Raw genomic sequence first — 24,578 nt, forward strand, 5'->3', positions numbered from 1 at the left:
GTGCTCTTGCGCAGTAACTGTTTCATATAGCATGATAATAGTAGGGACGAAGATACGGGAGGGACTTAAAAATGAGTCAACGAAATGCTAGAAAATTTAAAGTGTTGGGAACTACCTTACCTTTTGTTTTAACGATACCTGTTGTGTTAAGCGCTTGCAGCAGCTCTACGTCCACTTCCACTTCAAGTCCAAACGGTACGACAGCGCCAGCAACATCTGCACAGGCAACTGCGAAAGCAGCAGAACCTACGAAGGAATTTGTTAACCTTACATGGTATATGCGCAGCCCAATCAATAGCGAAACGGATCAAGAAGCAGTAGAAGCGGTAGCGAATAAAATGTTAAAAGAAAGCATAAATGCCAGCTTGCATTTTAATTTCATTGATAATGCGAGCTGGGAACAGAAGATGAGCTTAATGAACTCAACGGGCACGAAATATGATATCGCTTTCTCGACTTCGGGATCGAATAAATTTATGAACAATGTGAAGATGGGTTCAATTCTGCCACTAGATGATCTTTTGAATAAATACGGACCTGACATTAAGAAAAAAGTTGATCCACGTGCATGGTCAGCAGTAACGTTTGATGGGAAAATTTATGCCATCCCAGGCCAAACACCATACTCAGATGCACATAGTTGGGTATTTAAAAAGGATATTGCAGAGAAATACAAATTTGACACAACCAAAATTACAACGTTACAAAGCATTGAGCCTTACTTAGAGCTCATCAAGAAAAATGAGCCGAACATGACGCCGCTTCTGGTAACAGGGAATGTGGCAGCAATCGGTACGAATTTGTATCACTATTCCAATCTAGGAGGTAACGTCTTCTATGACGAGAGATCAGGTAAATTGGTCAATCCACTCGAGGCGGAAGACAATGTAGGGGTTTATCGTACGATGAATGATTTTTACAAAAAAGGCTATGTCGCAAAAGATGCTGCAATCAAAACAGATTTCATAGCGGAAGCCAAATCAGGTAAATATGCTGTCCTAGAAGATTCAGGCGGTTATACAGCGGATGGCTCCAAATCAACAGCACTGTTCGGCTATCCAACACTTGAAACGAAATACGGTCAAACTTTAATTACAACGAGCGCTATTACGAGTGCGATGGCGGTTATTAGTAAAACGTCCGAGCATCCAGATCGTGCTATTATGCTACTCAATGAGATTTGGAAGAATCCGACGTTGTCCAACACATTGGCTTATGGGGTCGAAGGTAAAAACTACACGGTGAAGTCTGGTGCAGGAACTCCACAGATGTCCGTTACAGCCAAATCCGGTGCGGAGCAAACGTGGGCAATCTGGCACAACTGGCTTGGACCACTGTGGGATCAATGGGATTCCAACTGGAACTCCACAGCTGCGCTAAAGGTCATGCAAGATAACAACACGAACGCAACAGCTTCCAAAATCGTTGGTTTCACGTTTAACCCAGATCCGGTAAAAGCGGAAATTGCACAGGTGAGCGCAGTTGCTAAAGAAGTAAATCCCGTTCTCATCACAGGTTCGATGAATGATTTCGATGCCTTCATTGCGCAAGCGAAGAAAAAGTATGTCGATGCTGGTTATGAAAAAGTAATGGTGGAAATGCAAAAACAGTTGGATGAATGGAAAACCATCAACAAAAAGTAGGTGAGGAAGACAAAGACAACGGCCGGTCTGGGTTTCAATATGAAGCTCACATCGGCCGTATCTATGAACGCATTATGAGGAGGTAAAAATTGTGAGAATGCCTATGAAATGGGTTATCCAACTCATTCTTCCGTTGTTCGTTTGTTTACTCGGTTTGACAGTTGCCCTCAATAAAGTGGAGGCAGAGGGCGGACCAGTCGATGTTGGCTATTTGCTGGATGAGAATTTCTCTTTCCTATTTACGGCTCCAAACAACGTCTATCAACCTTCAGGATGGGATATCCAACGTAACGAAGGCAATGTTACTTACAGCTACAATAACTATATGAAAATTAGTGATACCAGTTCAGCGCTTCCCGTTACATTTTTCCATAAGATACTCACACAAACGACAGGAACGGTTACGCTTGAATATCGCTTCAAACCAACAACCATCATGGATGGATTGAAATGGCAGCTGCGAAATGATAACACGCCATCTGTGAGTATAGCAACTTACAACAATAATCTTGTGTTGGAAACGCCTTCAGGCATACAAGTTTTACAGACCTATGCACCTAATACCGAATACGGTGTGAAGGTCGTTGCTAACATCGCTACGGATAAAGCAGATATCTACGTTAATGGCGCGTTGATGGCCAGTCAAGCTGATTTTACCCAAGCCACCAACCAGATCAATGGATTCTGGATGCAGACGGGTGCGGTTTCTACGGGAGAAGTCATAGTAACGCCAGTGGAAATATATAAAGGATACAGCGTAAATGAAACGTTCATATCTACTATGACGAACGTGCCAACGGACTGGCAGACTCTGAATACGGGCGGCATTATTGAAGTTGCAGAAAACAAAAGCGCGACCCGACCCGATATTTACAGCTTGAAACTAGATGGGTCAGGTTCAACTAACGGCGTTAGTGTCTCTAAATCGATTCCTATACAAAACGAGGATCAGGTATTTGAATTCAAGATGCTCATTCCATCCAAAGCAGATGGTTTAACCTTCGAATTACAAGGTGATGGCAAAAGCGCGCTCAAGCTTGTCACGGCGAATGGAAAGTTGAACTATGTCAATCGTGGAGGAAAGCTGGTTCCTTTCTATGACTATCAAGCAAATATCTGGTACGCCATCAAAGTTAAGATTACGGACAAGGATAAAGCGTACATTTATTTGAATGGTAAACTGCTTGTAGATAAAATTCCGAGTACATCCAAAGTTAATGGCATCGGGCAAGTTCGATTCTACTCACCAACAGGTACAGGGAAGCTAATGTGGTTGGATGATGTGAAGCTTTATGAAGACAAACCGCTTCCTAGCGATTATGTACCAGCACCCGTTGTGCCACAATCCGTAGGGTATGAAGTCGGTGCGCAATCCTGCTCCATGTGGAGAGAAGGCAGTCATTTGGGTTGGGATTCCATTACACCTTATCCAGATCGCAAGCCTTATCTCGGCTATTATGATGAAGGAAATCCTGAAACAGCGGATTGGGAAATTAAATGGATGGTCGAACATGGTATTACTTTCGAGAACTACTGCTGGTTCCGACCACGGGGCAACGAAGGTTTGCCGATCAAAGATCCGTATCTAGGTTATGCCCTGCATGATGGATATTTGAATGCGAAGTACAGCGATAAAATGAAATTCATCATTACATGGGAGAATTCGAGCTCCTATTCGAAGAACAGCGAGGATTTCCGCACAAATGTTGTGCCATATTGGATTGAGTACTATTTCAAGGATCCTCGGTATTTGAAAATTGACAATAAACCTGTCATTTCTATTTATCAGTTGAGCGGCATGGTGCGTGATTTCGGTAACGTAGCAAACGCTCAAACCGAAATTAATTATTTACGATCAGCTGTGCAGGCCGCTGGATTTAGTGATGTGATTGTTATCACGGTTAGTAACAGCACGGACGTACAGAAATTAACCGAACTGCAAACAGCTGGCTTTGATGCTGCTTATACGTATTCATTTGGCGCGCTCGAGTCGCATGCTGAACTTCAGCAACAGAACATGGTGAAGCAGAAGAATTTAGGCATTATCGACATTGTACCAACGCTCAGCATGGGGCGGGACGATACAGCATGGAGCAATAAGCCAGGGTATTGGACGACACCAACCGAGTTTCAATCGCTCGCCATGTGGGCGAAGAACACATTTATTCCTTCATTGCCTGCTACAAGTTTAGGTAAGAAGGTAGTTATGCTAGACAATTGGAACGAGTATGGGGAAGGGCATTTTCTGATGCCATCTGGCCTGCATGGGTTCGAGTATTTGGATGCGCTGCGAAGTACCTTTACGACAGGAGACAATCATACAGATAGTCAGCCTACGCTAGCACAAACGAATAGAATCAATGTGCTATTCCCAACAGATCGGCACATACCGTTAGTGTGGCCGCCATTGCCGCCAGCTCTACCGATTACAACCTTCTATTCTGGTCAATGGGAATTCAATACGGACGGAAATAGTCAGGGTTGGAGTGCGACGAAGCAAGTGAGTGATCTGTCCGTGTCTGAAGGGAAATATTCGGGGATAACGACTGGAACGGATCCAGGTATTGTTTCTGCGGATCATTTGGGAATAGCCGCAGCGGATGCCGCTTATCTCCAAATTGGGATGAGCACAAACTTAGGAGCGTCAGGACAGATTTATTTTATAACCGAAGCAGATGGTGTCTGGAGCGAGAATAAAGTAACTCGATTCTATGTGGAGAATAGCGGTGAGAATCAGATTGTGTACAACATACCGATGTATCAGGTTACGGGATGGCAAGGAACGATTCGCCAAATCCGGATCGATATGCTGAATGATCTTGGTTCGTTCAGCATCGATTATATCCGAACCGTCGATCCTGTTCAGGGAATTACGCCCCCACCAGAGCCAGATCCTGAGCCAACACTAGGTCCGAATTTAGTCACCGATCCTGGTTTTGAAGACAGCACTACACATTATTCCGGTTACGCCATTCAGCAATTACTGAAGACGACAGAGCATCATAGTGGAGCTCAAGCCCTGCAAATTACGAAAACGAATAACTATGGCAGCTTCCAGATTCCCCTCCCTATTGCCAAAGGTGATACGTATCATTATTCAGCTTGGGCCAAAATGAATCCGGATTCTGCATCTGGGAAGTTATTGCGATTAGGCATACAGTATAAGCTGAATGGCGTACTGAAGCAGCAAATTATGATGTCAAGTCCCGGCTTGGATACAACTAGTTGGAAGCAAGTTACAGGGAATTATACGATTAATGAAGTCGGTACGGTGACCGATATTGCCCTGTTCATTTACACAGACGCACCTGCTCAAATGGATACGTATTATCTCGATGATGTGGAAGTAAGAAAGGTTTCCTAATAGGGATTCTTAGTTCATAACGACCGATGAGGCTTCAGTCGAAAACGCATCGGTCGCACCAACATCAGATGGATGAGGAGGCAAGTCATATGAGAATTCCGATAAAACTCGGTCTTTTATTGATTCTTCCATTAGTGACCTTTCTATGTTTGTGTATGGCTGGCACCCATAAAGCGGAAGCAGAAGGCGGGCCGGTCAATGTCGGCTATTTGCTCGACGAGAACTTCTCCTTTTTGTTCAAAGGTCCTGATAACCTGCCACTTGCTTCTGGGTGGGATATCAATCGAAGCGGGGGAACAGTGACTTACGGTTACAACAATTGGATGAAGATTACGGATACAAGCACAACGCAGAATGTCTCTATGTATCATAAAATTGTGACAACAACGAGCGGATCTGTGACGCTAGAGTATCGCTTTAAGCCATCGATGGTGATCGACGGATTGAAATGGCAGTTGCGTAACGGAACGACGGCAGTGGTGAGTATTGCCACAAGCAACAGCAATCTCGTCTTGGAAAGTTCAGCAGGTTCCACAATTCTGCAATCCTATGCTGCGAATACCGAGTATGGTATTAAAGTCATTGCTAACATCGATACAGATAAACTGGACATCTACATCAATGGTGTATTAAAGGCAAGTAATGCGAACTTCACGAATGCGGCGACGCAGTTGAATGGATTTTGGGTACAAACAGCTAACACATCTACAGGCGATTTCTTATTTGCTCCAGTTAAAATCTACAAAGGCTATTTCGTCAACGAGAAATTCACTTCGCTCCGTCCTGGGGATATGCCAGCAGATTGGGTGGCTTCATCCAATGGAGGTGTTATTGCGGTCGTCGAAAATGATAGCGCAACCAAACCAGACGTATACAGTCTGAAAATGGATGGTACGAACGGTGCGACCGCGATAGATAAATTCATATCCGCTCAAACTGATGATCTTGTTTTCGAATTTAAGACGTTAATTCCTACGAAAGCGGATGGTTTGCATTTCTCCTTAGACAGTGGGACGACCGAATCACTGCAACTGACAACAGGGAGCGGCAATTTCAATTATGTCAATGCGTCCGGGCAAGAGGTTTCCTTTTATACGAATTATAAAGCTAACTTATGGTATGCGTTCAAGATCAACTATCACCGAGCTACTGGCAAGTCGGATATTTATCTGAATGGAAAGCTTATGGTACAAAATGTCGCACTCTTCCATACGGTTGCCAGTGTGGATACTGTTCACTTCTACACCCCGCCAGGCGCGAATAAGTTGATGTGGATTGATGATGTCATGCTGTATAAAGATTATCCGCTTCCCGCAGATTACGTTCCAGCCCCAACGAAAGTTTCGTCCCCAAGTTACCAAATTGGTGCGCAATCCTGCACGATGTGGAGGGAGGGAAATCATTTGGGTTGGGACACCGTAAATCCGGATCCAGATCGTAAACCGTACCTTGGCTACTACGATGAAGGGAATCCGGAAACAGCCGATTGGGAAATTAAGTTTATGGTCGAGCACGGTATTAATTTCGAGAATTATTGCTGGTTCCGGCCACGAGGCAACGAAGGCTTGCCGATTAAAGAACCGTATCTCGGTTATGCGTTGCATGATGGATATTTTAATGCCAAGTACAGTAATCAAATGAAGTTCATCATCACTTGGGAGAACGCAAGCTCCTATGCAAGTGACAGCGCGGATTTTCGAAATAATATCATTCCGTATTGGATTGAGTACTATTTCAAGGATCCAAGGTATCTAAAAATTGATAATAAACCTGTGATTTCTTTGTACCAGCTCAGCGGGCTCATCCGTGATTTCGGAAGCTTGGCTAACGCGCAAACAGAAATCAACTATTTAAGAACGGCCGTACAGAATGCTGGATTCAGCGGCATAACCATTATTACGGTTAGCAGCAGCACCGATACACAGAAATTAACTGATTTGGATACAGCAGGTTTCGATGGGGTGTACACGTATACGTACGGTACGATCGAGTCCCACGCAGAGCTGCAAGAACAAAATATGGTGAACCAGAAAAATTTGGGTATTATCGATGTCATTCCTTCGTTAAGTATGGGTCGTGATGATATGGCTTGGAGTGGGAAACCTGGATACTGGACATCAACGAGTGAATTTCAATCACTTGCTGGATGGACACGAGATACGTTTATTCCATCACTTCCATCCACCAGCATAGGGAAGAAAATGATCATGCTCGATAATTGGAACGAGTACGGAGAAGGGCATTTCCTGATGCCAACAGGACTGCACGGGTTTGGTTATTTAGACGGGCTCCGTAACATTTTTACCACCGCTGGAGCCCATACCGATGTCCAACCTACGCTCGCGCAAAAGAATAGAATCAATGTGCTGTATCCAACAGACCGCACAGTCACCTCTGTCTGGCCGCCGCTCCCGCCAGCGCCACCACTGACGAGCATCTATTCTAAGCAATGGGAGTTTAACACGAACGGTAACAGCGAAGGCTGGAGTGCAACAGGACAAATTAGTGGACTTACAGTTTCAGGTGGCTTGTACTCAGGCACCACAACGGGAGTGGATCCTGGCATCATATCGGCAACTAATTTAGGGATTGCTGCCGACCACGCCTCTTATCTTCAAATCCGAATAAGCAGCAGCGTTGAAGCTGTCGGTCAGATTTATTTCACAACGAATACAGATACCACCTTGGACGAGAATAAGTTGGTCAAATTCTATGTCGCGCATAATAGCGGGAACCAAACGGTGTATAACGTGCCAATGTATCAGAATGCAAACTGGCAGGGAACGATTCGTCAAATCCGCGTAGATATGATGCAATCTGTAGGATCATTCAGCATTGATTATATCCGTACGATGGATTCGTCCAACATGGTTGTCGATCCTGGATTTGAGGGCAGCACGACGCAATATCCCGGCTCGAGCATCACGCAAGTACTGACAACTGCGCAGCATCACACCGGAGTGAAGGCGCTTCAAATTACGAAGACAAGCGCGTACGGCAGTCTTCAGATTCCGCTCAATATCGTTAAAGGCGTTGCCTATAATTACTCCGCCTGGGCGAAGTTGAATACGGGGGCAACAGCGGGCGAAGTGTTACGACTAGGGCTCCAATACAATCTGAACGGTGTGCAGAAACAGGTTATTATGATGTCGAGTCCTGGCTTGGATACATCGAGTTGGAAACAAGTGATAGGGAACTACACCATAAATGAGACAGGAACCGTGAACAATGTGGTTGTGCTCATCTATACCGATTTACCAGCACAAGCTGATTCCTATTTCCTAGATGATGTCACGGTTACGAAAGTGAATTAAATCCATACTCAGGAGGGGAAAGGGATGGAGCAAGTTGAGAAATCCACAGTGCAAATAGGCATGAAGCCGATTCGAGTTGGTATAGCTGGGCTAGGGCGGGCTGGGTGGAACGCCCATTATGGGGAATTGAAACACAAGCCTGAGATGTTTATCGTGACAGCAGTGACAGATCCGATTGCGTTACGCCGACAAACCGCGGAAGATAACGGGATCCGCGCCTATGAGACGATTGAAGAGATGGTGCGAGATCCGGATATCGAGTTAGTGGATATCGCGACTCGCTCCAGCGACCATTACGCTCATGGGATGCTCGCGTTAGCAGCTGGCAAGGATATCCAGATTGAAAAGCCATTTGCTCAAACCTATGAAGAAGCGCTCGAGTTAAGCAAGGCTGCGGAAGCTTATGGCAGACGTATTTTCATCCGTCATAATCGTCGATTTGATGCGGATTTCCTACATGTGTGCGAAATTATCGCAAGCGGCATTCTTGGTGACGTCTATCAGATTCGGCTCACTCGGCATAACTATCAGCGACGTGCGGATTGGCAGACGATTAAAGCTTTTGGCGGCGGCCAGCTATTAAATTGGGGACCGCACATTATTGATCACGGGCTTCAGCTGTTGGATAGTCCTGTGAAGGATGTGTGGAGTGACCTGAAGCATGTCGTGGCCGCGGGAGATGCGGAAGATCACTTGAAAATTATTTTGAGGGGGGAAAACGGTCGCATCGTGGATTTGGAAATAAGTGGCGGGATTGCGATCAACTCGCCTACTTTTATGGTGTATGGAACTAAAGGAGCCCTTTCACTGACCGACAATGACATTCATCTTCGCTACTTGGATCCTAGTGTGCCGCTTGCTCCATTGAAAGCTAATCCGGGAACACCTGGTGAGGCATTCGGCAAAACGGGTACGTACGAATCTGGGGAACAGTTGGTTTGGATAGAGGAGCGAATACCAGTGAAACCGGCACAAACCTTCAACATTTGGGATGAGTTGTATGCCTCCTATAGATTGAATCAACCTTTTCAAATTCGGATGGAAGAGGCGCTTGAAGTCGTTCGCATCATCGACGAAGTGAAGAAAGGCACAATCTTTCAATAAACTACACGATAACAGAGGTGTTACCTATGAATTTGCAATCTGGCATTGGGTTTGATTATTCATCTGCTCCACTCGTTACGACCGCTCGTAGTCGATCCATCTCTCCCGAAAACCCGAACGGAGAGAAAGGGCAAGGCGGGCAAGCTTCGAATCATTTAGGGGTCGGGCGGAAAGGACGCCCATGTATCGCGATTAAGGCAGGTGAGACGGTCACCATTGCTAATATACATGGGCCTGGCGTTCTGCAGCATTTTTGGATAACAGTCACGGATAAACTTCACCATCGTGCACAGGAAGGCAATTATATACTGCGGGATATGGTTCTGCGCATGTATTGGGATGAGGAAGACACGCCATCTGTGGAAGTGCCTTTAGGCGATTTCTTCTGTAATGGGTTTGGTATTCGTACGAATGTTAACTCCTTACCAATCTCCGTGAATCCAACTGGCGGCATGAATTGCTACTTTGCGATGCCATTCCATAAATCCGCGAAGATCACCATTGAGAATCAGCATACGGAAGATATTCATGGATTTTTCTACACGTTTAACTATACCTTGGTCGATGAACTCCCTACGAATGCCGCATACTTCCATGCACAATGGCGAAGAATGCGGCAAACAGAGCTCGGGCAGGATTACACAATTCTGGATGGTGTGGCTGGAGCCGGGCAGTATATTGGCACCTATCTGGCTTGGGCTGCGCTAGAGCGCAATTGGTGGGGGGAAGGCGAGATGAAGTTCTTCTTAGATGGCGACTCCGATTGGCCGACCATTTGTGGAACGGGCACCGAGGATTACGTTGGAGGTGCTTGGTGTTTTGCGGGCGAGTCTGAACCTGAGTCGTATTCAACGCCTTTTCTGGGGTACAAATACTACAAGGATTCTACCAAAATAGATCGCGAATATGGGAGCAAAGTACCTATGCATGGGTTATATCGTTGGCATTTGCCTGATCCAATCCGATTCCAAAGTGATCTCAAAGTGACGATTCAAGTAATCGGTCACGATAGTAAACGGCTGTTTGAACGATCGGATGATATTTCTTCGGTGGCCTATTGGTACCAACTAGAACCTCACGCGTCTTTTCCAGTATTACCCCCATCACCTCAAAGGTGGCCGAGATAAAACCTACAAACACTCCTTCACCTACGATGGCATCGACTCGCAAGGATCAACGTGAGTGAAGGAGTTATTTTCATTACGAGAGGGGATTCAAGATGATAATAAGATCGATTCTAGCAAGAGTGGTTATCACTTGTTCAGTCATAATGAGCACATTCTTTCTAATCACAATTCTATCTTCGACGGCGCAAGCAGAAGGTGGACCTGTTCAGGTCGGTTATTTGCTGGATGAGAACTTCTCCTTCCTGCAAGCTAAACCAGATGCGACCTACACGGCGTCGGGTTGGGATGTGAACCAAAGTGGTGGAAGTATGACTTACTCCTACAACAACTACATGAAGCTCAGCGATACTAGTTCTACACTTCCTGTGACCATGTACCATAAATTCGTTACGCAAACATCAGGCATTGTCGTTTGGGAATTTCGTTTCAAGCCTGGCGCAATTATCGATGGGCTTCAATGGCAGCTGCGCAATGATACGACTACAGCCGTAAGCATCTCCACGAGCTCTAATCAGTTCGTATTGAATACCTCCTCAGGCGCGCAAAACTTACAAACCTACTCCGCCAATACAGAATACGGCATCAAAGTGGTCGCGAACATTGATACCGACAAAACGGATGTCTATGTGAACGGTGTACTAAAGGCGAGTGCTGCGAATTTCAATAAGAGCGTGAGTCAACTGAACGGCATGTATATGCAAACAGGTGCAGCATCTACGGGTGATGTCTACATCACGCCGATACAGATTTACAAAGGCTATTCGGTGAATGAGAAATTCATTTCCACCATGACGAATGTGCCTGCGGATTGGACGGCGACCAACTCAGGCGGCACAGTATCTGTCGAGCAGAACAAAAGCGCCACGAGCCCAGACATATATAGTCTGAAATTGGATGGATCAGCATCCACAAGTGGAGTGGCCTTATCGAAAACCGTCTCTGCGCTCAGTGATGATGAGATATTCCAGTTCAAAGTCTTAATTCCAACGAAAGCAGACGGCATGGTATTTGAATTAAAAAGCGGCAGTTCAAGCGCTGTCAAGTTGACAACGGCGAGTGGACAGTTCAATTATGTCAACGGCTCAGGCACTGCAGTCCCCTTTTACAATTACAAAGCCAATGTCTGGTATGCGTTCATGGTGAAAGTGCATCCGTCAACGGATAAAGCTGATATCTATCTCAATGGGAAGCTGCTGGTCTCGAATGCTGCATTCACAACAGCGATTACGAGTATCGATACAATTCGATTCTATGCACCGAACGGTACGAACAAATTGATGTGGGTAGATGACATTGGGCTATACAAGGATTATCCACTCCCAGGAGACTATGTACCTGCGCCAGTGAAAGTTTCGTCCCCTACGTATCAAATTGGGGTGCAATCTTGCTCCATGTGGCGGGAAGGTACGCATCTAGGGTGGGACGCCATAAACCCTTATCCAGACCGCACGCCGCTGCTCGGTTTCTATGATGAAGGAAGCCCGGAGACGGCCGATTGGGAGATCAAGTGGAAGGTGGAGCATGGCGTCAATTTTGAGAATTATTGCTGGTTCCGTCCACGGGGCAATGAAGGCCTGCCGATTAAGGATCCTTACTTAGGGAGTGCGCTTCATGACGGATTCTTCAACGCCAAATACAGCAACCAAATGAATTTTACAATTATGTGGGAAAATACGAGCTCGTTCTCTTCAGGAGCGGCTGATTTCGAGAACAATATCGTGCCGTATTGGATTGAATATTATTTCAAGGATCCTCGGTATTTGAAAATTGGCAATAAACCGGTGCTCTCCATTTATAAACTGGATGGCTTAATTCGCGACTTCGGCAGTCTAACAGCCGCTGCGAATGAGATTTCCTACTTACGAACAGCTGTGCAAGCTGCTGGGTTTACGGATGTTATTCTAATAACGCCGACTAGTTCCTCGGATACAACTGCGTTAACTAATTTGAATACAGCAGGGTTTGATTCCATCTATGCGTATAGCTATGGCGGTGTAAACTCGCATATCAATCTGCAAGAGAAGGTCATGACTGACCAGAAGAACACAGGTATTCTCGATGTAATTCCAACACTTAGTATGGGGCGTGACGATTTCCCGTGGCTCGGTAAGAGCGGATATTGGACGACGGTGACCGAGTTTAACACTCTAGCGAACTGGGTCAAGAACACGTACATTCCTTCTTTACCTGCAGGCTCTGTCGGTAAAAGCATCATTATGCTCGACAATTGGAATGAATTTGGCGAAGGTCATTTCCTCATGCCAACAGGATTGCACGGATTTGGCTATATGGACACGATTCGCAGCACCTTCACCACGGGGGGAGCACATACCGATACAGTGCCAACGCTCACGCAGAAGAATCGGATCAATGTTCTCTATCCGACGGACCGAGTCGTGAACGAGGTGTGGAATAAACCGCAACTCACTGGAAACTACGCGAAGTCATGGGAATTTAACACAGCTGGAAACAGTGAGGGCTGGACAGATGTGAAGCAGATTAGCGGCTTAACGGTTGCTGGCGGCTCGTATAGTGGAACGTCAACCGGGACCGATCCCGGCATCGTTTCGGGTGACATGCTGGGGCTTGCTGCAAGCGATGCATCTTATTTGGATATCCGAATGATTAGCAGCGCGGAAGGGGCAGGAGTCATCTATTACATCACCAATAGCGACACTAGCTGGGATGAAGCAAAATCTGTGCAATTTTACATTGGAAGCAATGGCGGCAATCAGACGCTTTATCATGTCCCGATGTTTGAAAATGCGGCTTGGACAGGGACGATTCGTCAGATTCGTTTTGATATGATGACCACCACGGGAACATTTAGTATTGATAGCATTCGAGCAGTCGATAGCTCAGGCATTCCGGTTGGCGCGAATCAAATTGTGGATCCAAGCTTTGAAGACACTTACCTGCATTACTCAGGTTGGGAAGTTACGCCACAGTTAAGTAATGCACAGATGCATACAGGAACTCATTCCTTGAAGCTTACAAAGACGAATGCCTACGGCAGTCTAAACATGCCACTCGATGTGGTGAATGGCCAACCATTCTATTATTCCGCGTGGGGGAAACTGGCAACGGGATCTACGTCGGGGCAAGTGTTAAAGCTCGGACTACAGTACAATCTGAACGGCGTGCAGAAGCAGGTCATCCTCACATCTAGTGCTACTTTGACGACGACGGCTTGGTCACAAGCGGCTACCACGTATACGATTAATGAATCCGGATTAGTCAGTGATGTCAGACTGCTTATTTACACCGATAATCCTGCTCTTGCGGAAGCCTTTTATTTGGATGATGTGGAAGTGAGGCCGGATATTGTCACGGACCCAAGTTTTGAAGACGCAGCGACGCATTACACGGGTTGGCAAATTAGCCAATTGTTATCGACTGCCGAGCATCACACCGGTGCACAGTCGGTCAAAATTACGAAGTCGAATGGCTATGGCAGCCTTCAAGTCCCACTGCCTGTAGTCAAAGGCGCGGCGTATACCTATTCAGCATGGGCCAAATTGGCAACAGGATCAACCCCTGGAGAATACTTGCGACTCGGCATCCAATATAAGTTGAATGGGGTGCAGAAGCAAGTGACCATGCTGACAAGTGCTGGCCTCAGCACGTCAGCTTGGACACAGGTGCAAGGGAATTACACGATTAGTGAAACGGGGACTGTCACCGATGTCGTTCTATTGATTTACACCGATAACCCAGCAGCAACTGATTCCTTCTATTTGGATGATGTTCATGTAAGGAGCGTTCAATAAGAATTGCCGATAGGAAGGACCACACCGAGGATGGGGTTCAGGTAGATACCGTTCTTCTACAATCAAATTTTGCTAAAAGGGAAGTAACGATCAATTTTATAATGTAAATCGGAGGTAGGTTGGTGACATGAAGAAACTTAAAGTTGGGGTCATTGGGCTTGGTGAGGTAGCTCAAATTATTCATTTGCCAATTCTAGCCTCACTTAGCGAATGCTATGAAATAGCTGCGATCTGTGATATATCCCCTAGCTTAGTGAAGTGGGCAGGAACTCGGTACGGTGTCCACCAGCAATACACAAATGCACAAGAGCTCGTTAAGCAGTCTGATCTTGACGCTGTTTTTATTCTAAATAGCAATGAGTACCATACGGCTTGTGCGATTGCCGCAATCGAGCAGAAGAAACATGTGTTTATAGAGAAACCGATGACGATGACCCAGCAAGAAGCTGACGCCATCATAGCGGCACGAGATGAGTATGGCGTGAAGGTGATGGTCGGCTATATGCGTCGCTATGCACCAGCATTTACACAGGCGGTCCAGGATGTCAGAGAAATGGGGCGCATTCAATATGCGGTTATTCGAGGCATTATTGGGATGAATCACTTTTTTACGAATCAAACAAGCACGGTGCATCGCTTTACGGATATTCCGGCTGAAGCGGCGGTAGAACGTAAAACGATTCATCAACGATTGATGAAGCAAGCGATCGGTGAGGTTCCGCAGGACATTTACAATGCGTATTCGTTGCTGCTTGGCCTAGGTTCTCATGATATTTCAGCTATGCGCGAGCTTATTGGTGTTCCGAATCGAGTTGTTTCAGCTGTGCAATGGCAAGGGGGGTCGTGTATGGCCGCTACGTTCGAATATGATGACTTCTACGCGACGTATGAAACGGGTCTTGATCAAAATCGACGTTTCGATGCACACATCGAGGTGTTTGGATCTACGAAACAATTAAAAGTGCAGTACAACACACCCTATATCCGGCATTTGCCGACGACGTTACATGTAGGTGAAACGGTAGGAGAAGCTTACGAGGAGCGGGTTCATCGGCCGACTTTTAAAGATCCCTACACGATCGAAATGGAAATTTTCCATGAAGCTATTACACAGGATAAGAGCCTGAAGACGACGCCGGAAGACTATAAGCAGGATTTGACGATTTTCAAAATGATGGTTGATCACATGTTGATGACTCATAAAATGCAATAGAAAGTGCATGCCGCTTCACCAACACGAACGAAGCAAGTGGAGCGCGTGATTGCGATTACTGGCTTAAATGGATAGTGACAAACAAAGCAGGCGCTTAGGCGACCTGCTTTGTTTATTTAAACAACAAAAAATAGTACAATTTGACATCAAGTTGTGTTACTATTTTATAAAATCGTGTTACTGCACACGTGAACATTGTGTTTTGGGGGCGTTAGATGTGAGACGACGTTTATTTACTTTTTTGGTGATGATGACTGTGATCGCCATACTGGCAGCTTGTACGAAAGAAAAGCCACAACCGACAGTTGATAAGATGAAGAATGAGATCGTTCTCGCCATCGGCGGCGAACCTGAAACAGGGTTTGATCCAACTACGGGATGGGGGCGTTATGGTTCTCCCTTATTCCAAAGCACGTTACTGAAACGCGATAAGGATTTGAATATTAGTAACGATGTAGCCACAGGCTATGAGGTAAGTCAGGATGGCTTAATCTGGACCGTCAAACTTCGTAAAGACGTTAAGTTCAGTGATGGTAAACTTCTAACAGCTGCGGACGTTCAATATACGTATCAAACCGCTTCCGCGAGCGGCTCATCTATCGATTTGAGCAACCTTAAGCAAGTAGATGTGTCGGGCGATTCGACGGTCGTATTTACACTTAAAGAACCTCAATCTACATTTACACAAATGCTGGTGTCAACAGGTATTGTTCCGAAACATGCACATGGAAAAGACTATTCGCTGAAACCGATCGGATCTGGTCCTTACAAATTAGTTCAATGGGACAAAGGCCAGCAATTGATTGTTGAAGCAAACCCTGATTATTATGGAAATAAACCGTTTTTCCAAAAACTCACGTTCCTGTTCCTAGGTGAGGATGCAGCATTTGCGGCAGCGAAGGCGGGAACGGTTGACATGGCTGCGATTCCTGCGGCATTCAGCAAACAAACAGTAAGCGGAATGGCATTGATTGCTGCCAAAACGGTTGATAACCGAGGGATCATGTTGCCATATATGAAATCAGGCAGCAAAACGAAGGAAGGCTATCCCATTGGTAACGATGTTACGGCAGACCCATCTGTGCGTAAAGCCATTAATATCGCGTTAGACAGAAAAGCTTTGGTACAAGGTGTTCTTGAAGGGCACGGTACCCCAGCATATACGTTAAATGATGGACTTCCGTGGTTCAACCAAGAGGCAGTCTTTCAGGATGCAGACGTGAAGGCTGCCAAGAAACTGTTAGCTGATAACGGATGGATCGACTCAGATAATGATGGTGTTGTTGAAAAAGGGGGATTGAAAGCACAATTAAGTCTATTCTATCCTTCTAGCGATGTGACACGTCAATCTCTAGCGATCGCGGCAGCAGACATGCTGAAACCTGTAGGTATACAGGTAAAAGCCGAGGGGAAAAGTTGGGATGAGCTTGAGAAGCAAATGCATGCAAATCCCGTGCTATTTGGTTGGGGCAGTCATGATCCACTTGAAATGTACAACGTATACAGCAGTAAATTTGGCGGGGTCGAATACTATAACCCTGGGTATTACACTAATCCGAAGGTTGACAATTATATGACGCAAGCCTTACGAGCATTAAATGAAAAAGAAGCTTGGTCATTTTGGAAAAAGGCGCAATGGGATGGAGAAACAGGTTTAAGTGGGGTTGGAGATGCGCCTTGGGCCTGGCTGGTCAATATTGATCATCTCTATTTGGTCAAAACGGGTCTGGACATCGGGCAACAAAAAATCCATCCACATGGCCATGGCTGGCCAGTAACCGATAACATCGAGGAATGGCGATGGAAATCTTAAAACAGGAAGGATCTTTTATGACGAGCATGACCCATGTTATTCTGCCATTTCTGCTTCGCAAAGGAGGAAGTCTACTCCTTCTGCTCCTTGCTGTGAGTTCTATTTCTTTTATGTTGGTTCATTTCTCGCCTATAGATCCGATTCAAGCCTATGTAGGGGCCGATATGTTGCGAGTGAGTGCGGAACAGCGTGAAGCCATCATGCAATACTGGGGGCTTAACGATCCCCCATTGGTACGGTATTGGAATTGGATAAGCGCACTTGTAAAAGGGGACTTGGGAACGTCGATGATTTTCCGCAGACCTGTGTTGGAGGTGATCGGTGAACGTTTTGCCGCATCTCTAACACTCATGGGCGCTGCCTGGTTGTTATCCGGTTTGATTGGATTCGTGTCTGGCGTTCTTGCCGCAATGAATCGAAATACTTGGATCGACAAACTTGTGCGGTGGTATTGTTATACCCTTTCTTCAACGCCAACTTTCTGGGTTGGCTTGCTGTTCATGTTAGTTTTTGCGGTGTGGCTCGGGATACTCCCCATCGGGCTTGCTGTCCCAGCTGGCGTTACATCTGATCAGGTTCATTTCGTTGATCGTGTTCGTCATATGCTGTTACCTGCACTGACGCTAAGTGTTACTGGGATTGCAGCTATCGCACTTCATACACGTGAAAAGCTAATCCATGTGACTGAATCCGATTATTGGTTGTTTGCTAGAGCTCGAGGCGAGCGTGGGTTCACCCTATTTTGGAGACACGGTCTTCGTAATGTAGCTTTACCAGCAATTACCTTGCAGTTTGCTTCATTCAGCGAATTATTCGGGGGAGCTGTCTTGGCAGAGCAAGTATTTTCATATCCTGGGTTAGGTCAAGCTGCCGTAGAGGCAGGGCTTCGTGGTGATATCCCGTTGCTGCTGGGTATTGTGTTATTTAGCGCTGTCTTCGTATATACAGGAAATACGATGGCTGATTTAAGTTACCGACTTATTGATCCTCGAATGAAAACAGGCAAACGGTTATGAAGGCTATGAAACGCGTCGGTATGACGCTTCCCAGACTTCACTATCGTCATCGGTTATGGTTGTCATCGGTTGTTGCTGTGTTGGTATTAGTCGCTATTTATATACTGTCCGTGTGTCTCAACGTTACTGGTTTAGACACGAATCTGGCACAGCGAAATTTGCTGCCTTCCTTGCAACATCTCTTTGGCACAGATTGGCTTGGCCGAGATATGTTTACCCGAACAATCAAAGGATTAATCCTCAGTCTCAAAGTAGGACTAACTGCTGGTGCTTCAAGTGTCATTATTGCTAGTGTAATGGGACTCTTAGGTTCTGTTATGGGTAAAACGATGAATCGTTTCATTAACTGGTTGACGGATTTATTTCTCAGTGTGCCGCATCTTGTGACGCTGCTCTTAATTGCATTTGTTTTAGGAGGAGGTGCCAAGGGGATTATCATTGGGGTCGCGTTGACACATTGGCCAAGCTTGTCAAGGGTGATTTGCGCGGAGGTGTTGCAGATCCAAACGGCTCCTTATGTCGTCATCTCACGTAATTTTGGTAAATCTAGATGGTGGATTGCGACTAGGCACATGATTCCCCACTTGATTCCACAGTTATTAGTGGGACTTATTCTCATCGTCCCGCATGCTATTTTACATGAAGCTTCCATTACGTTTATCGGGATGGGCCTTTCGCCGCATGAACCGGCTATTGGCATTATTTTATCCGAATCCATGCGTTACTTGTCTTCAGGACTTTGGTGGTTGGCCTTATTTCCTGGCTTATGCTTGTTGTTGCTAGTTCGTTCCTTTGCTATGTTGGGAGAAAACTTGAAGCAATGGGTGAATCCAAGGCATGCGCATGATCGTTAAAGATTGATTGTTGGAGAAAGGAGATCACGTATGTTAGAGATTACTAAACTTTCTATCTACTTTAATCGGTATGACCGACGCATGCGACAGGTACGCACGGAAACCCTTCATGATGTACATCTCTCGATTGCTGCAGGTGAAATTGTGGCAGTTGTAGGTTCCAGTGGTTCGGGGAAAAGTCTACTTGCGCATGCGATTCTTGGCATTCTCCCGAGTAATGCTCAAGTTACTGGCGGCATTCAATTTAAAGGGGAGTCCTTAACACCAGAGAGACAAAAAAGGATCCGAGGAACTGAAATTTCGCTGATCCCTCAATCCGTGCAATATTTAGATCCATTGATGCGAGTGGGAGAGCAAGTGCAGCAGTCTGTTCGTCAAGGAGATCCTATAGAACTCCAAAGAAAAGCTTTTGACAAATACAATCTCGCTGATTATGTTGCCAAATGGTTTCCCTTTCAATTATCGGGAGGCATGTCCAGGAAAGTACTCGTCTCAACCGCAACGGTGAGCGGTGCAAAGTTGTTAATTGCAGATGAGCCCACACCAGGTTTAGATGTTGTCGCAATGAAGGAGACGTTGGATCGGTTCCGGAAATTAGCTGAAGGCGGCTGTGCTGTGATGCTGATCACGCATGATATTGAGGCAGCTATTACTGTAGCCGATAAAATTGCCGTACTCTATGCGGGAACCGTAGTGGAAATCGCACATCGCAGCGACTTTGCAGGGGATGGAGAGATGCTGAGACACCCGTTTACGAAGGCGCTATGGCGTGCACTTCCTGGACAGCAGTTTACAGCTATTCCGGGTTCTCAACCTTTGCCGCAAGCTATGCCTAAGGGGTGTGTGTTCGCTCCGCGTTGTTCGTCTGCTACAAAAGAATGTGAGGAAAGTCCGCCAGAATTACGTAAGGTCAGAAACGGTGAAGTGAGGTGTTCACATGCCACTTGAGGGAAATACACTTGGATATGCGTATCAGAAGGGGACATGGTTATTCCAACACACGAACATTTGCATAGCATCTGGTGAGATTGTCGGACTTGTTGGACCGAGCGGCTGTGGGAAATCCACGCTGGGAAAATTGCTTGCGGGCCATCTTCAACCTGTTGAAGGTCATGTACATCTAGATGGTGCACCAATTCCCGCAGGCGAGCGAAATCCCGTCCAGCTCGTACTACAGCACCCTGAGCAAGCCGTGAACCCGAAATGGAAGCTGCGGCGTACACTTGCGGAGTCTGGCAGCATAGATGCAAATTTACTAGCGGACCTCGCGATTGAGGACGAGTGGTTAAACCGTTACCCAGCTGAATTATCAGGGGGGGAACTGCAAAGAATTTGCGTTGCACGAGCATTAGGGGCCGGAACACGATACGTAATTGCCGATGAAATGTCAACTATGCTTGACGCGATTACGCAAGCGCAAATTTGGCAGTCGGTATTGAAATGGGCTGAGCGAACTCACAGCGGTATTTTGGTCATTAGTCATGAACATCAACTGGTGAATAGGTTATGCAGCAGGGTAGTGGAGTGGGAAAAGCAGTACGTCAGAGTTTAAAAGGAAGAAATCGTTCATATAGGACCACTCCATGGAGTGGTTTTTTTGCACTATGCAATCCTTATCCCTTTTTGTTCCCATTAAGCAACTCGATCTGAGCAGAGAACTGCAAAAATACATCCTTTTTCAGGAGAAAAGAGCGTTTATCGAAGAATTGCTGCGAAAATACATCCTTTTTTACCGATATTCCCTAAAAGGGATAAATCCGGTGGAAAAAGATGCACAATGGCATCTTTCCTAATAGACCGCGACTTCTCTAGTGGAAAATGATGCATCTTCGCATCTATTTAACTTCTGACTTTCCGAGGACGGAGCAGTCGTGTTTCTTAGTAACATTGATGAAAATCTTTATTGTATATAAATACATATAATTGTATAATTATTCATTATATATACGGAGGTACGCGCGATGAAGGTGTTTGTAGATGGTCAGTACGGGACGACAGGATTAAAAATCCATGAAAGACTTAACCAACGTAATGATCTGGAGCTGCTATCCATTCAGGAGGAATATAAAAAGGATCCTGAGCTCCGAAATGAGTTAATGAATGAAGCAGATATTGTCTTCTTATGTTTACCAGACCAAGCTGCTCGTGAGGCAGTAACTCTTATTACGAATCCGCATTCACGGATTATTGATAGTAGTACGGCTTTTCGTACCCAGGAAGCTTGGACATATGGCTTACCCGAATTATCGTCCTTCCAAAGGGACAAGATCGCCAACTCGGCACGTGTGTCAGTGCCAGGATGCCATGCTACTGCTTTTATCCTAGCGGTGAAACCGCTTATTCAAATGGGAATTCTGCCGCGGCAATATCCGGTAAGCCTTAACTCTTTAACCGGCTATAGTGGTGGCGGAAAGTCACTAATTGAACAATTTGAGTCCAGCAATAATCACGATACAAGTCACAGCCTGAGACTTACACAGCCATATAGTTTAAAATTAGATCATAAGCATTTACCTGAAATGAAGAAATTTACGGATCTCGAGTTCCCGCCTGTTTTTCTTCCAACTGTCTGCAATTTCTATAGTGGCATGGTTGTGACAGTTCCTCTTGTCACTCGTTTGCTTCGTAATCAACCTAGTCTTAAGCAAATTCATACGATTCTCACAGATTATTATCTAGGTGAACGGTTTGTAAGTGTCATTCCACTTGATGATCCTAGAGCAATATCCCCAAATGCACTAGATCCGATATTATGCAATGGAACCAACAATGCTGAGATTTTTGTCCTAGGGAATGACGAGCAAGTGTTAGTTGCCTGCCGACTCGATAATTTGGGGAAGGGGTCTTCGGGAGCAGCGATTCAATGTATGAACATCATGTTGGGACTGGATGAAGAAGCGGGGCTTTAATCTACAATCAGTAGGGGAGCGACTATAGGAGTGGAAAATTACTGGAATCATAATACGGCATTTCATAATGAATTAGTAGCAGACGCAATGCTGCGCGGAGGGCGAGTACTCGATATTGGTTGTGGTGACGGATTATTACTTCAACGTCTCGCGCCAATTGCTCAAGGGGTTGTTGGCATTGACCCCGATTTGACAGCGATTTCTCTTGCACAAAAGCGTCTTGCTGCAACCGCAAATGTGTCGCTTGTCAATGATGACTTCCTCGCAATGCCAGTTCCGCCTCCAGAGGAACGATATGCTACAATCATCTGTGTTGCGACGCTGCATCATATGGAATTACGCAAGGCACTTCAACATATGGGAGAATTCCTCGCACCTGGCGGGCGGCTCCTCGTCATCGGTTTAGCAGAGGATAAAACGTTCTTGGATCTGCTTATTTCAGGACTTTCTATACTTCCCATCCGGATGATGGATCGCATTCATGGCGGGATGAAAGATCCCGCTGTGCGCATTACTGCACCCAAAGAGTCGCTAGGCGAGATTCGTCAAGCTGCACTTGAGGTTCTTCCTGGGGCAAGTATACGACGCCGATTCTATTATCGTTACTGCTTACGCTGGAGTAAATTGTAGATTTGTGTATGTTAAATTTCCAGTAAAAATGAGAAACCACGCAAGATAAGATGATGCCATCACCTTATCTTGCGTGGTCTTTCTTGTTGCTCATGCTAGTCGGATAACACTTCAATCTTAAACATAATTGCGGATTAACTCTGCCAGCTCTCCGGCTATGTAGCTTGTTCCAGAAGCTAGTTCATTGCTACCATAGCGTACTCTTACAAAACTTTCATCCATACCGGCTGCTTCTGAGAATAGGCCGGATAGTCCACGAGCTTTACGATCGATCTGTAGTAATAAGTCCACGCCATCTCCGTCTGGGAAGAAGATAATTTCGATTTCATCCAGTTGACCTCGGAATTGTGAGGTAGGGACGAATTCGAATTCTTGAACGAAAGGCAATCCAATCTCTCGACCTATGCCTGGCGCGTATTCGCACGTCACTTCACGGAGTCGGAATCCGAGTTGGTCCATGGCTTCAAGGATAATCGCAGAATGTTCGTGCGGGCCTACTTGAAGCTTATCCTGATCTTTGGGATCCACGGCTTCTTTTATATCAAGCCCGGTCTGAATCCAGACTGGCGTTCTTCCCATCGTTACGGGTGTGATCGCAGGAAGCTCGAAGGAAACTGGGAATTCATAAACTTGCTCAGCTTCAACGGTAAATTTCCCGACAAGCTGGAATTTGGCAATGGCTGTTTCAATTTGCGTTCTCGTATTGTTTTCTTCTTTCACATAACGCGTCATCACGAAGGCATAAACGTCATCAACTTCTTGATCAACGCGTCCTCCTTGGATTCGAACAACACCGTCAATGATGTCCCCAGCGTTCACTTCATCTTGATGAAGCATAAGATCTACTTGTGCAGCGCCGATTCCGACACTAGCGAGCATTCGTTTAAACATGGACATGTGTAAATTTCCTCCTTGTGATTTGCCTATTCACTGATACGATTTGAAGTCTAAGAGGTTTCAAATCTTATATAAAAAAGTTAAAAATAGGCACAAATACCTCAGTTTTTCTTGTAGAAGAATCGTGATAACAGAAGACCAATAAACCCGAGTCCAATAAATAAAATGGCTTTGACGGTCATGGAGACATTCGGTAAATCCAGATAGATGACTTTTATTAGCGTTAGGAATAATAAGGCTACACCAGCAAGCCTCATTTGTTTGATTTGCTTCTGAAGTCCATAGGAAATAACACTAATCGCGTAAACGACCCATGCCATCGAAACAAACAGATGTTGCATATTTGAGCTTACATGGTGTGTCAATGTGCGTGTCACTTCCGTAATGAAAAACAATACCAACACACCAAGTGCGTATTTAAGACAAACTAAGGTGTTCCTAAACGTAAGGGCATCCCCGTAACGGGTTACTATTTTGATCATAGCTATCATTGTAACTAATACGAATAGCCAGATTAGCATTTCAACTGACAGGATTGTACGCATCCCTTCAAGGACGGTTGACATTGACATACAAAAAGCGAGGGCATAGATGATGATTCCGTTCACCTTTTGTAATAACGACTTCACTACGAATCCGAGTAATAAGGCAATAATACCCTCCACTAACAAGAATCCAGCTAAAGCATCTGTGTTGAAGAAGTTCGCCGCGTAGAATAATAAAGCGTATGAGGTTATTGTCAAGGTAAATGGTACTTTTTCTTTATCATTTCGATTGAACCAATAGGTAAGTGCAGCATAAATCAGACAGGTACAGATCATGACAAAGTTGAAAACGGTGTCCGAGTAGGACACTTTAAACCAAATCGAGGTTAAAGCAAAGCTCGGAATCAACAGCCTAAGTTGGTGAGGCATCGTGGGTTTT

General features: G+C 45.5%; 16 protein-coding genes. 14 read left to right on the forward strand and 2 right to left on the reverse strand.

The genetic code is table 11. The annotated features are described in order from the left end of the window. Positions 1 to 71: 71 nt before the first annotated feature. The 14 genes from AC58QT_RS26275 (at position 72) to AC58QT_RS26340 (ending at position 22,757) form a co-directional block, all read left to right on the forward strand. Positions 72 to 1,643 (forward strand): DUF3502 domain-containing protein, encoded by a 1,572-nt coding sequence (locus AC58QT_RS26275; RefSeq protein WP_497411594.1) that lies wholly within the window; start codon positions 72 to 74, stop codon positions 1,641 to 1,643. A gap of 97 nt (positions 1,644 to 1,740) precedes the next feature. Beyond that, positions 1,741 to 5,007: a glycoside hydrolase family 99-like domain-containing protein gene (locus AC58QT_RS26280; protein WP_497411639.1), complete on the forward strand. Its 3,267-nt coding sequence runs from the start codon at positions 1,741 to 1,743 to the stop codon at positions 5,005 to 5,007. 89 nt (positions 5,008 to 5,096) lie between these two features. Further along, positions 5,097 to 8,321, forward strand: a complete 3,225-nt coding sequence (locus tag AC58QT_RS26285; RefSeq protein WP_497411595.1) for a glycoside hydrolase family 99-like domain-containing protein — start codon at positions 5,097 to 5,099, stop codon at positions 8,319 to 8,321. A 24-nt stretch (positions 8,322 to 8,345) separates the two neighbouring features. Then, positions 8,346 to 9,425: a Gfo/Idh/MocA family protein gene (locus AC58QT_RS26290; protein WP_497411596.1), complete on the forward strand. Its 1,080-nt coding sequence runs from the start codon at positions 8,346 to 8,348 to the stop codon at positions 9,423 to 9,425. 26 nt (positions 9,426 to 9,451) lie between these two features. Further along, positions 9,452 to 10,552: a glycoside hydrolase family 172 protein gene (locus AC58QT_RS26295; RefSeq protein ID WP_497411597.1), complete on the forward strand. Its 1,101-nt coding sequence runs from the start codon at positions 9,452 to 9,454 to the stop codon at positions 10,550 to 10,552. A 92-nt stretch (positions 10,553 to 10,644) separates the two neighbouring features. After that, the gene (locus tag AC58QT_RS26300; RefSeq protein WP_497411598.1) at positions 10,645 to 14,322 is read left to right on the forward strand and encodes a carbohydrate binding domain-containing protein; all 3,678 of its coding nucleotides are present in this window, start codon (positions 10,645 to 10,647) and stop codon (positions 14,320 to 14,322) included. 127 nt (positions 14,323 to 14,449) lie between these two features. Beyond that, positions 14,450 to 15,535 carry a Gfo/Idh/MocA family protein gene (locus AC58QT_RS26305; protein ID WP_497411599.1) on the forward strand — a complete coding sequence of 362 codons (1,086 nt, stop codon included), beginning with the start codon at positions 14,450 to 14,452 and terminating at the stop codon, positions 15,533 to 15,535. Positions 15,536 to 15,782: 247 nt separating this feature from the next. After that, positions 15,783 to 17,348 carry an ABC transporter substrate-binding protein gene (locus AC58QT_RS26310; protein WP_497411640.1) on the forward strand — a complete coding sequence of 522 codons (1,566 nt, stop codon included), beginning with the start codon at positions 15,783 to 15,785 and terminating at the stop codon, positions 17,346 to 17,348. 26 nt (positions 17,349 to 17,374) lie between these two features. Next, the gene (locus AC58QT_RS26315; RefSeq protein ID WP_497411641.1) at positions 17,375 to 18,364 is read left to right on the forward strand and encodes an ABC transporter permease; all 990 of its coding nucleotides are present in this window, start codon (positions 17,375 to 17,377) and stop codon (positions 18,362 to 18,364) included. Next, a complete protein-coding gene (locus AC58QT_RS26320; protein ID WP_497411600.1) occupies positions 18,361 to 19,218 on the forward strand; it encodes an ABC transporter permease in 858 nt (285 codons plus the stop codon). The genes AC58QT_RS26315 and AC58QT_RS26320 overlap by 4 nt, the downstream gene beginning before the upstream one ends. Before the next feature lie 30 nt (positions 19,219 to 19,248). Beyond that, positions 19,249 to 20,166: an ABC transporter ATP-binding protein gene (locus tag AC58QT_RS26325; RefSeq protein WP_497411601.1), complete on the forward strand. Its 918-nt coding sequence runs from the start codon at positions 19,249 to 19,251 to the stop codon at positions 20,164 to 20,166. Continuing rightward, positions 20,156 to 20,770, forward strand: coding sequence for an ABC transporter ATP-binding protein (locus tag AC58QT_RS26330; protein ID WP_497411602.1), 615 nt, complete (start codon positions 20,156 to 20,158; stop codon positions 20,768 to 20,770). Before AC58QT_RS26325 ends, AC58QT_RS26330 begins: the two co-directional genes overlap by 11 nt. 409 nt (positions 20,771 to 21,179) lie before the next feature. Next, positions 21,180 to 22,127, forward strand: coding sequence for an N-acetyl-gamma-glutamyl-phosphate reductase (gene argC, locus AC58QT_RS26335; protein ID WP_497411603.1), 948 nt, complete (start codon positions 21,180 to 21,182; stop codon positions 22,125 to 22,127). 30 nt (positions 22,128 to 22,157) lie between these two features. After that, a complete protein-coding gene (locus tag AC58QT_RS26340) occupies positions 22,158 to 22,757 on the forward strand; it encodes a class I SAM-dependent methyltransferase (protein WP_497411604.1) in 600 nt (199 codons plus the stop codon). A gap of 117 nt (positions 22,758 to 22,874) precedes the next feature. Here AC58QT_RS26340 and AC58QT_RS26345 read toward each other — a convergent pair whose 3' ends face one another. Both AC58QT_RS26345 and AC58QT_RS26350 read right to left on the reverse strand, forming a co-directional pair. Next, the gene (locus tag AC58QT_RS26345; RefSeq protein WP_497411605.1) at positions 22,875 to 23,654 is read right to left on the reverse strand and encodes a sporulation protein; all 780 of its coding nucleotides are present in this window, start codon (positions 23,652 to 23,654) and stop codon (positions 22,875 to 22,877) included. 101 nt (positions 23,655 to 23,755) lie between these two features. Beyond that, positions 23,756 to 24,568 (reverse strand): DUF2339 domain-containing protein, encoded by an 813-nt coding sequence (locus AC58QT_RS26350; RefSeq protein ID WP_497411606.1) that lies wholly within the window; start codon positions 24,566 to 24,568, stop codon positions 23,756 to 23,758. Positions 24,569 to 24,578: the final 10 nt, after the last annotated feature.

The organism is Paenibacillus sp. J31R109 (assembly GCF_059692055.1).

Coding starts and splice junctions, on each gene's coding strand:
- AC58QT_RS26330 (WP_497411602.1), top strand. CDS start 20,156: ATGCCACTTGAGGGAAATACACTTGGATATGCGTATCAGAAGGGGACA.
- AC58QT_RS26290 (WP_497411596.1), top strand. CDS start 8,346: ATGGAGCAAGTTGAGAAATCCACAGTGCAAATAGGCATGAAGCCGATT.
- AC58QT_RS26280 (WP_497411639.1), top strand. CDS start 1,741: ATGCCTATGAAATGGGTTATCCAACTCATTCTTCCGTTGTTCGTTTGT.
- AC58QT_RS26325 (WP_497411601.1), top strand. CDS start 19,249: ATGTTAGAGATTACTAAACTTTCTATCTACTTTAATCGGTATGACCGA.
- AC58QT_RS26305 (WP_497411599.1), top strand. CDS start 14,450: ATGAAGAAACTTAAAGTTGGGGTCATTGGGCTTGGTGAGGTAGCTCAA.
- AC58QT_RS26275 (WP_497411594.1), top strand. CDS start 72: ATGAGTCAACGAAATGCTAGAAAATTTAAAGTGTTGGGAACTACCTTA.
- argC (WP_497411603.1), top strand. CDS start 21,180: ATGAAGGTGTTTGTAGATGGTCAGTACGGGACGACAGGATTAAAAATC.
- AC58QT_RS26285 (WP_497411595.1), top strand. CDS start 5,097: ATGAGAATTCCGATAAAACTCGGTCTTTTATTGATTCTTCCATTAGTG.
- AC58QT_RS26295 (WP_497411597.1), top strand. CDS start 9,452: ATGAATTTGCAATCTGGCATTGGGTTTGATTATTCATCTGCTCCACTC.
- AC58QT_RS26300 (WP_497411598.1), top strand. CDS start 10,645: ATGATAATAAGATCGATTCTAGCAAGAGTGGTTATCACTTGTTCAGTC.
- AC58QT_RS26350 (WP_497411606.1), bottom strand. CDS start 24,568: ATGCCTCACCAACTTAGGCTGTTGATTCCGAGCTTTGCTTTAACCTCG.
- AC58QT_RS26320 (WP_497411600.1), top strand. CDS start 18,361: ATGAAGGCTATGAAACGCGTCGGTATGACGCTTCCCAGACTTCACTAT.
- AC58QT_RS26315 (WP_497411641.1), top strand. CDS start 17,375: ATGACCCATGTTATTCTGCCATTTCTGCTTCGCAAAGGAGGAAGTCTA.
- AC58QT_RS26310 (WP_497411640.1), top strand. CDS start 15,783: ATGATGACTGTGATCGCCATACTGGCAGCTTGTACGAAAGAAAAGCCA.
- AC58QT_RS26345 (WP_497411605.1), bottom strand. CDS start 23,654: ATGTCCATGTTTAAACGAATGCTCGCTAGTGTCGGAATCGGCGCTGCA.